13 protein-coding genes are annotated in these 12829 nt (G+C 38.6%); 11 read left to right on the plus strand and 2 right to left on the minus strand.

What is annotated here, in order from left to right; translation table 11 throughout:
• From DEU39_RS01520 to DEU39_RS01570, 11 genes are all read left to right on the plus strand, one after another.
• Nucleotides 1–633 carry a DUF4141 domain-containing protein gene (locus tag DEU39_RS01520; RefSeq protein ID WP_120230664.1) on the plus strand — a complete coding sequence of 211 codons (633 nt, stop codon included), beginning with the start codon at nt 1–3 and terminating at the stop codon, nt 631–633.
• Between the two features lie 15 nt (nt 634–648).
• The gene (gene traJ, locus DEU39_RS01525; protein WP_027374822.1) at nt 649–1674 is read left to right on the plus strand and encodes a conjugative transposon protein TraJ; all 1026 of its coding nucleotides are present in this window, start codon (nt 649–651) and stop codon (nt 1672–1674) included.
• A 2-nt stretch (nt 1675–1676) separates the two neighbouring features.
• On the plus strand, nt 1677–2300 hold the full coding sequence (traK, locus tag DEU39_RS01530; RefSeq protein ID WP_120230665.1) for a conjugative transposon protein TraK: 624 nt from the start codon (nt 1677–1679) through the stop codon (nt 2298–2300).
• Nucleotides 2301–2354: 54 nt separating this feature from the next.
• Nucleotides 2355–2636, plus strand: a complete 282-nt coding sequence (locus DEU39_RS01535) for a nitrogen regulatory IIA protein (protein ID WP_120230666.1) — start codon at nt 2355–2357, stop codon at nt 2634–2636.
• Complete coding sequence (gene traM / locus DEU39_RS01540) at nt 2617–3951, plus strand: conjugative transposon protein TraM (protein WP_120230667.1); 1335 nt, start codon at nt 2617–2619, stop codon at nt 3949–3951. Before DEU39_RS01535 ends, traM begins: the two co-directional genes overlap by 20 nt.
• Before the next feature lie 24 nt (nt 3952–3975).
• Nucleotides 3976–4860: a conjugative transposon protein TraN gene (gene traN / locus DEU39_RS01545; protein ID WP_120230668.1), complete on the plus strand. Its 885-nt coding sequence runs from the start codon at nt 3976–3978 to the stop codon at nt 4858–4860.
• 10 nt (nt 4861–4870) lie between these two features.
• Nucleotides 4871–5428 carry a conjugal transfer protein TraO gene (locus DEU39_RS01550; protein WP_120230669.1) on the plus strand — a complete coding sequence of 186 codons (558 nt, stop codon included), beginning with the start codon at nt 4871–4873 and terminating at the stop codon, nt 5426–5428.
• A 15-nt stretch (nt 5429–5443) separates the two neighbouring features.
• Nucleotides 5444–5920 carry a DUF3872 domain-containing protein gene (locus DEU39_RS01555; RefSeq protein WP_120230670.1) on the plus strand — a complete coding sequence of 159 codons (477 nt, stop codon included), beginning with the start codon at nt 5444–5446 and terminating at the stop codon, nt 5918–5920.
• Nucleotides 5921–6201: 281 nt separating this feature from the next.
• Nucleotides 6202–6960, plus strand: a complete 759-nt coding sequence (locus DEU39_RS01560) for a helix-turn-helix transcriptional regulator (protein ID WP_120230671.1) — start codon at nt 6202–6204, stop codon at nt 6958–6960.
• 124 nt (nt 6961–7084) lie between these two features.
• Entirely contained in the window at nt 7085–8575 is a 1491-nt protein-coding gene (locus tag DEU39_RS01565; RefSeq protein ID WP_120230672.1) for a DoxX family protein, read from the plus strand.
• A 110-nt stretch (nt 8576–8685) separates the two neighbouring features.
• Entirely contained in the window at nt 8686–8943 is a 258-nt protein-coding gene (locus tag DEU39_RS01570; protein ID WP_120230673.1) for a DUF6520 family protein, read from the plus strand.
• Nucleotides 8944–8958: 15 nt separating this feature from the next.
• On the opposite strand, the gene DEU39_RS01575 is transcribed toward DEU39_RS01570, so the two are convergent.
• Both DEU39_RS01575 and DEU39_RS01580 read right to left on the minus strand, forming a co-directional pair.
• The gene (locus DEU39_RS01575; RefSeq protein WP_120230674.1) at nt 8959–11460 is read right to left on the minus strand and encodes a prolyl oligopeptidase family serine peptidase; all 2502 of its coding nucleotides are present in this window, start codon (nt 11458–11460) and stop codon (nt 8959–8961) included.
• Entirely contained in the window at nt 11460–12821 is a 1362-nt protein-coding gene (locus DEU39_RS01580) for a RagB/SusD family nutrient uptake outer membrane protein (protein WP_120230675.1), read from the minus strand. The genes DEU39_RS01575 and DEU39_RS01580 overlap by 1 nt, the downstream gene beginning before the upstream one ends.
• Between the last annotated feature and the right edge of the window lie 8 nt (nt 12822–12829).

The following is a 12829-nucleotide window of genomic DNA, read 5'->3' on the forward strand; positions in this document are numbered from 1 at the left end:
ATGAAAAATTTATTAATGACAGTGCTGATGGCATTATCACTTGTCATCACACAAAAGGCAAATGCGCAATGGGTAGTTACTGATCCAACCAACCTGGCTTCGGGGATTTTGAACTCCGCCAATGAAATAGTACAAACCTCAAGTACAGTAAGCAATGTGGTCAAGAACTTCAATGAAGTTAAGAAAGTTTATGAACAGGGAAAAGAGTACTACGACAAGCTGAAGGCAGTCAATAACCTGGTTAAAGATGCAAGAAAAGTTCAGCAGACCGTTTTACTGGTCGGGGATGTAAGCAACTTATACGTCAACAATTTTGGAAAAATGCTGAATGATAAGAATTTTTCTACTGCCGAGCTGGTAGCGATAGGAAACGGTTATTCCGCGTTGCTTAACGAGAGTACTGAATTGCTGAAAGAACTTAAGCAGATTATTAGTTCGAGCAGCTTATCACTGAATGATAAGGAGCGTATGGAGATTATTGACCGAGTGTATAAAGAGGTTAAAGAATACCATAGCCTTGTAAGATATTACACCAATAAAAATATCTCTGTGAGCATCCTACGAGCTAAAAAGCAGAATGACACGAAACGCGTCATGGACTTATATGGCACAGCTAATCAAAAATATTGGTAACAAATTCTCACAGTTATGGAATTTAACAATTTACATGAGATCCTAAGAGGCCTCTATGATGAAATGATGCCCCTTTCTGAAACGATGGCTGTTGTAGCAAAAGGCGTGGCGGGTCTGGGCGCACTGTTCTATGTGGCGTTAAAGGTTTGGCAGGCATTAAGTAGGGCAGAGCCAATTGATGTTTTTCCACTGTTAAGACCATTTGCGATAGGCATGTGCATTATGTTTTTCCCTACAATCGTACTAGGGACAATTAACGGAGTACTTAGTCCAATTGTTAAGGGAACTCATTCAATGTTGGAAGGACAGGTACTTGATCTCAATACCTTGCAACAGCAAAAAGATGTACTGGAAAAGGAAGCGATGCTACGCAATCCTGCAACAGCTTATTTGGTATCAGACGAGGAGTTTGACAAAAAGCTTGATGATCTGGGATGGTCATTTGATGATATCGCAACGATGGTCAGTATGTATAGGGATCAGGCAGTCTACAATATCAAGCAGGAAATCAAAAAGGAATTAAGGGAAATCCTAGAACTGCTTTTTCAGGCTGCGGCTCTGGTGGTTGATACGATACGGACTTTCTTTTTAATCGTTCTTTCGATACTGGGGCCGATTGCATTTGCCATATCTGTCTGGGATGGATTTCAGAGCACTCTTACCCAGTGGCTCAGCAGATACATAAGTGTTTATCTGTGGCTTCCTGTGGCCGATCTTTTCAGTGCCATGCTTGCGAAAATAAACGCGATGAGTGTACAGCGGGATATAGAACTATTAAGTGATCCCTCATTTGTTCCAGATCCCGAGAATAGTGTTTACCTGATTTTTATGATCATAGGAATTGTTGGATACTTTACCATTCCAACTGTTACCAGTTGGATTATTCAGGCTGGCGGTGCGGGAAACTTTACCCGTAACGTAAGTCAGGCGGCTATGCGCACAGGAAATGTTGGTGCTGCTGCGGCTGGGGCAGCAGTGGGAAATATTGGAGGTCAGCTGCTGGATAATAAAAGTAATGGACAAGGACAAAAAAGCAATTGATTATGGAATTCAGAACGCTAAGAAACATTGAAAATAGTTTCAAACAGATTCGGCTTTACGCAATTGTCTTTGCAGTATTGTGCCTGATTATCACAGCATTTGCGGTTTGGAAATCGTATTCCTTTGCATCGGTACAACGAGAGAAAATATATGTTCTTGATCAGGGAAAATCGCTGATGCTGGCACTCTCACAAGATGCAAGCATAAACCGCCCCGTTGAGGCACGTGAGCATGTCAGGAGGTTCCATGAGCTTTTTTTTACGCTAGCACCAGATAAAGCTGCGATTGAAAGCAATATGAAACGGGCATTCGATCTGGCGGATAAAAGTGCTTTTGATTATTACCGTGACCTATCTGAAAAGGGGTATTATAACAGGATCATTTCCGGGAACATTCAGCAAAGAGTTGAAGTGGACAGTGTGGTCTGTGATTTTAATACTTATCCTTATTCTGTGACCACTTACGCCAAGCAGTTTATCATCAGGTCCAGTAATCTCACACGAAGGAGCCTTATTACATCATGCAATCTCCTCAACAGTGTCCGGTCAGACAGCAATCCACAGGGCTTCCAGATTTTAAAGTTTTCAGTCCTTTCCAATAAGGATGAGGAAGTGATAGAGCGGTAGAGAAAATTAGTTCTCTCCATAAATGGGGAGGTGTTATGGTTCAAAATTTAGAAAATGAAAAATATTAGAACAACAATTGATAATGAGCTTGAGAAGCTCGATCTGAGATGGCGGAATTTACCCGTGCGCAAACAGATCAGATATGTACTTTATTTATTCGCATTCTACCTGCTTATGGGCGTAGGAGTACTGGTCAAGGTATTTTATGATCTGGGAAAAGGGGATAAAATAGATATAAGCCATATCGAGGTGCCCGCAGTAATTCATAATGAATCTTCTTTGAAAGATTCTGCTAGAAATCCTAAAACTATACACAATGAAAGAGAAAGAGAATAAGAGGATCAGCTTAATTGTGGATGAAGATTCTACAGAAAATTCGCAAAGCAGTTCCTCAAAAAATGATAAGCTTAAAAAGCCCATCATCTTTGGCCTGATGGCCATCGTTTTCATCGCCTGTCTTTACTTAATATTTAAGCCTAAAAATAGTGGTGAGGAAAATAAAGACAGAGGGTTAAAAAATGCCGTGCCCGAGGCCACGGATAAAGGACTGCAGGCCGATAAACAAAAAGCATATGAAAAAGAGATGGTTGAGGAAAGGGAAGCGGCAAAGCGTAATTCACTGATGTCTTTGTCAGATTATTGGAGTGGTGCAGACACATCGGTTAACGTTGAAGCTCCAGTTTCGAAGGTTATAGCAGGAAACTCTGGGGGATATGGGATCGGCAGTGGACAGAATAGTTCCTTGAGCAGTTATCAGAATGCTCAGCAAACTCTGGGCTCTTTTTACAGGGATGATGACCGTGAGAAATTGGCGCTGCGCAAACAGGTAGATGAACTCAAAGATAGGCTTTCAGAAAAAGATGTACCGCAGGCACCTACCTATAAGGATCAGCTCGCATTAATGGAAAAATCATACGAAATGGCTTCGCGCTATCTTCCGTCAGCAAATGCGGGCCCCGTAAGCCCTACGGTCAATGTTAGTCAGAATATGGATTCAACTACAGTTAAAACAACTGCTTTAACAGGCAAAAAAGGGAAAACCGAAAGTTTGAAGGCAGACAAAAAGAGTGTGGTCTCAGCCCTCTATCGGGAAGAGGACGCATCGGAGATTTTAAATGGAACCACAGAGCGTAACATGGGGTTTATAACGCCCGGACAGGTTGCCCAAAGCGATATTGTCAGCAACAGTATACATGCAATGGTGATGGAAACAAAAACAATATCAGGCGATGGATCACTAAAGTTGAGGCTATCCGAAAATGCAACCATCGGTGGACATCATGTTCCCAAAGGAACAGAACTCGTTGCCGATACCAAATTTCAGGGAAACAGGTTGCAGCTAAAGATTAGCGCAGTTGAAGTATCTGGAAATATAATTCCGGTTGAAATCCTTGTTTACGGCACGGACGGTCAGCTCGGTTTACTTGTCCCACGAACAGATGAGATCAATGCCGCAGGAGAAATCGCGGCTAACATGAGCCAGAGTTCAGGAATGAATATTTCGATGTCACGTTCTGCGGGCCAGCAGGTTGTCGGTGATATGAGTCGGGGCCTGATACAGGGAGTTTCTGGCTTTTTTTCTAAGAAGCTGAGAGCTGTTAAGGTAACGGTGAGAGCTGGGCATCCGGTACTGCTTTTGACAAAAAAGTAATATAACAACAATAATAATCATATTATGATATCAATCAAAAATATACTTATGATCCTACTTTTTGTGGGGCTGTTCATCAAGACCTTTGGACAACAGTCGCTTGAAGCGGGAAGAGTCGAACCTTATAGGCTCGAAGTTACCTATAATAAAACCTGCCACCTGATTTTTCCGGTAGCGATCAGGTACACAGACCTGGGATCGAATTATCTGATTGCGGAAAAAGCTGAGGATGCACAGAACGTCCTGCGTATAAAGGCAGCAGTTAAGGATTTTGCGGAGGAAACCAACTTTACTGTAATTACGGAGGATGGCCAATTTTATAGCTTTAATGTTATTTATAATGCTGATCCTTATACGTTGAGTTATGATCTAAAGAAAATGAAAACTGATGTTGAGCGTGAGGAAGGAAGAAACGTTCAGTTTGAGGAGCTAGGTTTTAATCCACCATCTTTAACAGAAGTTGCGCTAAAAACCATATATCAGCAGAATAAAAGATATGTGCGACATATCGCGTCCAGATCGTATGGAATTCAGTCCGTTCTTAAAGGTATCTATGTCCATAACGGTAAGTTTTACCTCCATGTGGAAGTTAAAAATAGATCAAACGTACCTTTTGTCGTGGACTTTTGTACCTACAAAATAGAGGATAAGCAGATTGCAAAAAGAACGGTTTCTCAGGAAAAACAATTTGTTCCTTTAAGGCAGTATCCAGGTCTTGAAGTAATCTCAGATAATTCGATCGCTGGCAATGTGATACTTCTTGATCAGTTTACAATCACCGATGAGCAGGTACTCCGGATTGAAATTTTTGAAAGGAATGGAGCAAGAAACCAGGTGCTGGAGGTTGAGAATTCGGACTTGGTTACAGCAAAGCCCGTATCTGAGATGAATATCAAGGTTAATCAATAAGCAGAGAATCATGAAACAATATATCATCTTTTTGGTACTTGCCATTATGAGTAGTCCATTGTGTGCGCAGCGCATGGTGTATAAACAGAAATCGTTGGAAATGAATACAGGGCTTCTAAATACTGATAAAGTCGGCAAAAATTTCTATATCAATCTGACATTGAACAGTTTTGCAAAGCACGGAAACTACTGGATCTGGGGGCTTGAATATCAAAAGAAGGCTGTAGACTATAAAAATTGGGAAATCCCTTTAGAAAACTACTTTGGAGAGGTTGGCTATAGTATAAAGCTTCTTTCCGATTCAAAAAAGTTTATAACCTTAAACGGGGCCTTAACGGGTATCGCTGGCTACGAATCTGTGAATAGGGGAGATAGCATCCTTTTTGACGGTGGAGTTCTGAAAAATCAAAATGGATTTGTTTTTGGTACTGGAGGAAGGTTGTCATTGGAGACCTATATTTCAGACCGCGTTGTTTTTATGCTGCAAAGTCGGATCAGGATCTTATGGGGGACCGATCTAGAGAAAATTAGACCATCAACGGGTATCGGTTTACGTTTTAATTTTTGAAAATCAGCGAATAAAATGAAAAATATATTTAATACTATGAAAATGTCGATAGGATCGGTTTTTTTAGGCTTTATTGCAATTCTGGGAATTGCATTACTTTCCGGCTGTGAGAAAGAGGTTTTGGATGTGCAGGAGGTTTTTCCTTTTGAAGTGAAGGTGATGCCTGTTCCAAAGGAGATCGGGATTGGTGAAAGTGTGGAAATGCGGTTTTCCATAATTTCCTCTGGAAACTACACAGGTAATACTTACAGGCTAAGATATTTTCAAAATGATGGGCAAGGTAGTTTAAATTATGCGGGATATAAACCTTATTTGCCAAACGATTTGTATCCATTGGCGGAAAAAGAATTTCGTCTGTATTATACATCAGAATCTTTAGTTTCTCAACAATTTGACGTCTGGATAGTTGATAGTTTTGGTAATGAAAAGCAAATTTCTTTTCAATTCAATAACAAAAAGCTAGGTCCGATCATTATTGGGCCAGTTAGATAATTTGTTTTCATAAATTTTGTGATATTTGTAAAGCAGAAACCATACACTACCAGAGTGGAAGCATGCTTGTTAGGACAGCCAATAGGCTGTCCTTTCTTGTTACAATTAATAGTTTGGCCATTAAGTTCGGGGCACATTAAATGTGATTTGTACATTATTATTTCATTATTAGGGTAAAAAGATTAAATTGACCATACGATAGACCATAAATTACACTATACGGAAACTTATTTTATTGCTGACGCTGACATCGGTCTTTTAAGATAACAAAAGAAGATACAATGAATTTCTACATCGTCTCATTATTGGATGCTTTAGCTGAGCAAAATCTATCTGTTTTTTGCAAACTAAATTTTGTGAAGTCCGCAGTCCTTTTTTCTGATCTGCATGTAATATCTAAGCACTTTAAAGTCGTTACTGATTTTTACTTTTCTTTTTTAAAAAACCTTGAATTTATACCGGAAAATGCGTTTAGAAGAGACCATTTTGGTTATTATAGCTTTACGGAAGACAATGGTTATGATCAGTCGATTAAAGAGGTGGTCCGTAATCTTAACCAGACTAGACTTGCCTTTAATGATGTATTTCCGGTTCAGGTGCGTTATACGGATAAAAGTAATATGCATTTGGTTGTAGGTTTATGCCGGGCAGAGAGTGTAAAGAGGGGCTTTTTGCACATAGTTGATCTCAATTTGCCTAAAGAAGAAATTAAAAACACCCCTCAAAATGTTATTTATGTTAAGGAGATATTGAAATCCTATAATCCCGATAATAGTCAGACTTTAAAGGAGTTTATTGAAGCCAAAGGATTTAATTATAGTCACTTCCGGCGTGACTGTAAAATCTGCTTCGGTGATTCTTTCTACAGTTTCTGGTTAAAGGGAAAGATGCTGGACGCAGTAGGCGATATAATATTTACGCCGATGAGCTTAAAGCAAGTGGCATTTAAAAATAGATTTTTGGATTATCAGAATATGTATAAAGCTTTTACGCGTCATGGCGTCGGTCTGACAACAATTCCTCGATTAGCTAATTTATAATTCCTTCAGTTACTATTGTACATACTTTTGTTGCATATTGGTATAATTTTATTACATATTGGTATATAATTGTTAATATTGTCAATATTTATTTTTACCACAAGACCGAAATTTGTCATAATCAATGCCAGTGATTATGATAAGGCTCATAAAAAAGTATTTTGTACAGACGGTAAGCATTCTTCTTGCATTGCTATTCATATATGCAGCTGCCAGTAAATTGTTTGACTTCGAAGCATTCCAGCTTCAATTGGCGCAATCTCCGTTATTAAGTGCTTATGCCGGCATTATTTCTTATGCAATTTTGATCATAGAATTTGCAGTCGTTATTCTGTTACTTATCCCCAAAACAAATAAGATAGGTTTGTATGCTTCCATTGGCCTTATGTCAGCATTCACATTATACATATATCTGATATTGAATTATAGTGATTTTGTCCCTTGCTCTTGTGGAGGCATCCTAGAAAAACTGGGGTGGACAGAACATCTAATTTTTAATATTTTCTTTTTAGTCTTATCATTTATTGCGCTAGATGTTTTAGTGAAAAAATTAGGGAAGTCTGGACTTAAAGAACTTGGAACTGGAGGACTAATTGTTATTTTCAGTTGTCTTGTAGTGGTTGCCCTTTTCCGAAGTTCAGAACATATTATTAAAAGTGAGAATAATTTCACCAGAAGGTTTTTGCCACATCCAGTACTTATTGAAAAAACAAAAGACTTGAATGTGAACTCTTTCTATCTGGCAGGAATGGAAGAGGAACTGCTCTATCTTGGAAATATCAGTGCACCATTAATTGTAACGACAATTGACACATCATTCAACTTGTTTAATCAAAATCATATTCTAATTGATAGGAAAGATTATAATTTTCGTAATGTCAAGCTTCAAATCCGCGAACCTTACTTTTATCTGTATGACGGCACAGTTCCTGTGATCTACAGAGGATCTCTTGGAGATTCTGTAGCACGGACAATAAGTCATAATGATGCTTTTTTCAATCAGATGGTTATTCTTGATTCCATGAGGTTTGGCATTAGAACCCAGCGCGGATCAGACCGTCGTTATACTTTAGGCTTGTTGGACCTTAAACGAAGTCCGAAGGTAAAGTTAAAATCGGATATACTTCAGGCACAGATCGACGGTGTATTTGACGTCGATGGCTCACTGATTTGCAATGATAGTGCGACAAATTTGGTGTATACTTACGTTTATAGAAATCAGTTTATTGTGATGGATAGTACGATGAAAATTGATAATCGTATTCATACAATTGACACAACCACACATGCGAAAATCACAATTACAAGATTGTCAGACGGGAGCAAAAAAATGGGGGCACCTCCATTTACAGTAAATAAAAGATCAATTATTGCTGGTAAATTCTTATTTAATGAATCTAATTTGAAGGGGCAATATGAGACCTCCGAGTCTTGGCGGAACTCGTCTATAATTGACGTCTATAACACCGATCGCCAGCAATATATTGGTAGTTTTTACATCAATCATAAGAAAGGCGAAGCATTATCTTCCTGGCTAGTAAGGGGAAATTATCTATATGCAATAGTTGGCAATGAGTTACGGCGCTATAAAATTAGGTGGGAGGTTTTTAAATAGAATTTTTTAGAAATCGACAGTTCTAGGAACGGTCGGTGGATAGGGATATATAGGGAATTAGCCGAAAACCCTGTAATAGAGTAGGCAATAACCAATTAAATTATGATCGCATGAAAAAATTACTTATTCCTGTTCTTACTGTAGCAGTAGGCATAGGGGCGGCTTTTGCCGGCAATCAGGTAAGCAAATCATCTAAAATTATTCCTACTTACCGTATTGAAGGGAATCAATGTGTACAAGTAGAACAGGACTGTGATAATGCAGGCTCTTTTCTATGTACTTTAGATGGGTCAAGTTCAGTGCAGTTGTACCAATTCAAATTGAACGAAACAACCTGTTCAACTGAAATGCACAGAAGTCAGCCGTAAAAAAAGAAAGGATGCCTAATTGGCATCCTTTTGCAATTGATTGATCCAGTCTGTATTTTTTTCATCTTTCAAATAGTAATCCCACCATTGTATGATCCGTTTACTAAGATCTTGTTCTGCTGATGTGCCGTTGATAAATGCATGGCTTTGGTTTGGATAAAATAAAGCTACAACATCTTTTTTATAGCGTTTTAAGCCTATAAAAAATTCCATTACCTGATCCCATTGAATATTTTCATCTTTTTTGCCCGCCCAAAGGAGTATTGGTGCATTCACTTTTTCTACATTTAAAATCGGACTGTTTTTCAGGTACAACGGCTTGTCCTCTGCAACGGATTTTCCCAGTTCGTATTGTTCATTTTCAAACTGCCAATAAAAGGGACTGATAAAGTTGTAATTATAGGAATAGTAAGAGCGAATAAGATCACTGTTACCGGCACCGGAAACGTAAGTGGCAAAACGATTCGAATGAGTGGCGATAAAATTTGTTTCATATCCACCATGTGAGTGGCCTCCGAGCCCAATTTTCGCCGCGTTAATACTAGGGTTTTGCAGTACGCGGTCTAAACCTCGTTCAACACATTCTAGTGCTGATAACCCAGTTCCTGAGGAATTGTATAAAATATCTGGTAGGAAAACAAAGTAGCCTCTTTCAATTAAAGTCCTTATCTGGAATCCAACTGGAAATTCGTTATTGGGTGAAAGGTATTCATTTGACTCCTGCCTTTGTCTTTGGTAAATGTGAACAACCATGGGATATGTCAGTTTTGGATCGAACTTAGTAGGATAGTATAAAATACCATTCAGTTTTTTTCCGATGGCGTCAAAAGACACGATTTCCTGTTTGATCGCTTTGGCATTTTTGTCACCACCATCGCATTCCATTATGGTCTTTGCTGCCTGTGCTCTACTGTAATGTCGTAAAAATGGAGGTTTATTGAAATTTTCCTCTATCGTATAAAAGTTCCGAAACTTTTGATCAAATACGATGTGGTTGATCCGATTATCAGTAGGCGGAATTACTGTTTTTGACTTTCCATTTTCGATAAGGTAGTAGGAGGTCGTATTATTCAGCAAACTATAACCTTCAATCAACAGTAGTTCTTGCACAGACAGAGATGGAGCGCGGTTATCATTTTTATAAACGTTATTTTTTATCCTAGTTATTTGACCATGTGCAATATTCATGGGACTAAGCTGTTCTTTCTTAAGGTTATAAATCCAGAGGTCATCCGAACTTTCAAAAAAGATGTTTTCTCCGTCTTGCGAAAAGACAGGAAGCTCTAATCCTTCCTTGTCAATTACACGTTTAGTTTTTCCTGAGACATAAAATATACTCCATTTAATTCCGTCAGGACTCCCAAGAAATTTAGAGCCGTCGGGCGAACATATAATTTGTTCATAAATTGTTTTACGCACCTTTCTGCGGTTTAGCCTTCTGACGGCCTTAAAATTGCCGACTGGAATAAAGGTATTCAAAAAACTGTCATATATATTTGCATCATTCAGATCCTCTGGACTGAGATTAGATGTCTGATAATTGAAGTTTTTACGGGGTATATAGGTTAAGAAAAATCTTTCATTATTTAGCGATTTAACTTCGAGGTCTTTGGTTAATGGCAGCTCTTTAACAATCGATTCATTTGGATTATAAAACCAAAATTTTTGTGTTCTGGCTCTAAAAAATAGTTTATCCTTTCCCAGATAGGCATCATTACCATACCAAATTTCTACATCTCCCTTCTGCTCTTCATCATATTTAACCTTTGCCTGCAGTAAAAATGCCTTACCCTTCTGGATCTCCGTAAAACTTGTTTCTGCCAGCTTGGGGATGGGGATTATAGTGTTATTTCCATTTGTTCCAACAATTACAAGCTGGTCGTCTGGCTCACCTTTAATGTCTTCGGTTACGAACAGTTGGTCGCCAGAAATACTTATATCAATTTTTCTTATAGCATGAGGCGTACTATAAGCGCAATGCTTATGTTCCGAGGAGAGATCCCAGATTTCACGTCTGTTTTCAACTTTGCGTACCACATACAATCTATTTAGTTTATTAATACCGAATCCCTCAATATTGTTTAATTGTTCAAGTTTACCGTTCTGATTATATATTTTCATTGTCTTTGCCTTTGTCAGTAAGGCATAACGGTTTGCAGCATGCAATACATATACGTTGCTGATATTTTCGTGCACAGATTTACTTCCATTTTGAAGGTTGAGAACTTCGACGTTATCCCTATTTTTTCCAATGACCAGCTGGTCGTTTAAGAAGGTGGCATTGCCGACAATCTTGTGGAGGTGTTTTCCCGACAGACTTTTAGCAATGTAGGTAGTATCTGTGGCATTCCTGGAAATTTTATTGATAGCTATCCACCTACCTGCTGGGGCGAGTTGTGGTGACCCTGCCAATTGGGAGAACTTCGTTTTCCAAGCCGTTATAGTGTCCTGGTGGCTTTGTCCAGAAACGCATATGCAGCCTGCAAACAGCAGTATTATTTTTATTATACTTAGCATTAATATCCAGGATTTTGAGGTTTCAGGTTAGCATTTAATAGAATTTCTTTTTGAGGTACTGGCCATAATTGATGAAAATCTTTCCAGTTTTGTTTTGTCGCCTGTAGAGTGTTCAATTTTCCAGTTCTTTTTAAATCCAAAAAACGATGGCCCATTTCGACAAAAAACTCTCTCTTATCTTCAAGTAGGACCTCCTGCAGAAGTTGTTCCTTAGAGATAGGCATTGTAAGGGGAGCAAGTTGCGCACGCAGTTTTATTTTATTGACAAACGGCAGTGCCTCATCAAATTTATTCTGCTGAGCCAGTGTTTCTGCCAATAAGAGATAGGCTTCTTCAAGCCTAAAGACAATCGAATACTCGTTGGTATTGGTATTATTACGGTTTTTATATTTTTCCACTCGATAGTAGGAAACACCACCAAAATCTACACGTCCTATCCAGTTCTGTTTACGGAGATCATTATCCTGAAATGTGTTGATCAGTGATTCAGAAATCGCGTAAATATTTGGCAATGAATTATTGAAATAAAATATGGTGGCCTGTTGTAAAGAAGCGTTATTGTGAGGTTTTAGTTGCCATAATACTTCTTTTCCAGATTTTGTAAAAACCTTTGTAATGTCAGGTTCGATCTGATACAATGGACTCTGTATAATTTCTTTTAATAAAATTTCAGCTTTATTCCAATTTTGCCCCGCCATGTATACTTTAGCTAGTAGTAAGTTCGCTACATATCTGTTCGGGTATATCCTTTCGGGATCTTTGTATTCATTTTGAAGTAGCGAAGTGACTTCCAGAAGATCACGCTCCAAATTAGTCAGCACCGTGATCGAGGTTGTTTTTCCAATGACATTATTGACTTTGTAATCTGTCGATTCTGGATAAGGAATATCCCCAAAAAGCTGGTTTAAATAGAAGAACATAATACTTCTTGTTAGAAGGGCCTGCCCGCGGAACCACTTTTTGTCAGTGGCTGAAATTCCATTTGAACCTGAGACTCCTTCTATAATTGCATTCGCAGTGTAGATGTGCTTATACGCTGTTGACCACACGTTCAACATGATACTGTTTGTATCGGTGTGCAGATTTAAAAACAGATCTCTGCTATCAGATGCAGTTGTCGTATAATTTCGGAGTTCATCTGTATATGAGCTCAAATAAGTCTCAAAATCACCTCCTGCAATTGGAGAACTTTTCATCAGGTCTGCATAGTGTGCAGCGAGAGCAGCATTTGCTGTCTGAACATCCTCGAAAACCTTATTTTGGTCGATCTGATTATCAGGAGTGTTTACATCTAATAATCTATCGCAGGATACGACTGTTAAAATGCATATCGTCAGTATAATAAAATTTAGCTTTTTCATTTTCTTTT

Source organism: Chryseobacterium sp. AG363 (assembly GCF_003610675.1).
GTDB classification, from domain to species: Bacteria; Bacteroidota; Bacteroidia; order Flavobacteriales; family Weeksellaceae; genus Chryseobacterium; species Chryseobacterium cucumeris.

Excerpts from the sequence above, each read along its gene's own strand:
- DEU39_RS01520 (WP_120230664.1), top strand. The coding sequence starts at position 1 with ATGAAAAATTTATTAATGACAGTGCTGATGGCATTATCACTTGTCATC.
- traJ (WP_027374822.1), top strand. The coding sequence starts at position 649 with ATGGAATTTAACAATTTACATGAGATCCTAAGAGGCCTCTATGATGAA.
- traK (WP_120230665.1), top strand. The coding sequence starts at position 1,677 with ATGGAATTCAGAACGCTAAGAAACATTGAAAATAGTTTCAAACAGATT.
- DEU39_RS01535 (WP_120230666.1), top strand. The coding sequence starts at position 2,355 with ATGAAAAATATTAGAACAACAATTGATAATGAGCTTGAGAAGCTCGAT.
- traM (WP_120230667.1), top strand. The coding sequence starts at position 2,617 with ATGAAAGAGAAAGAGAATAAGAGGATCAGCTTAATTGTGGATGAAGAT.
- traN (WP_120230668.1), top strand. The coding sequence starts at position 3,976 with ATGATATCAATCAAAAATATACTTATGATCCTACTTTTTGTGGGGCTG.
- DEU39_RS01550 (WP_120230669.1), top strand. The coding sequence starts at position 4,871 with ATGAAACAATATATCATCTTTTTGGTACTTGCCATTATGAGTAGTCCA.
- DEU39_RS01555 (WP_120230670.1), top strand. The coding sequence starts at position 5,444 with ATGAAAAATATATTTAATACTATGAAAATGTCGATAGGATCGGTTTTT.
- DEU39_RS01560 (WP_120230671.1), top strand. The coding sequence starts at position 6,202 with ATGAATTTCTACATCGTCTCATTATTGGATGCTTTAGCTGAGCAAAAT.
- DEU39_RS01565 (WP_120230672.1), top strand. The coding sequence starts at position 7,085 with ATGCCAGTGATTATGATAAGGCTCATAAAAAAGTATTTTGTACAGACG.
- DEU39_RS01570 (WP_120230673.1), top strand. The coding sequence starts at position 8,686 with ATGAAAAAATTACTTATTCCTGTTCTTACTGTAGCAGTAGGCATAGGG.
- DEU39_RS01575 (WP_120230674.1), bottom strand. The coding sequence starts at position 11,460 with ATGCTAAGTATAATAAAAATAATACTGCTGTTTGCAGGCTGCATATGC.
- DEU39_RS01580 (WP_120230675.1), bottom strand. The coding sequence starts at position 12,821 with ATGAAAAAGCTAAATTTTATTATACTGACGATATGCATTTTAACAGTC.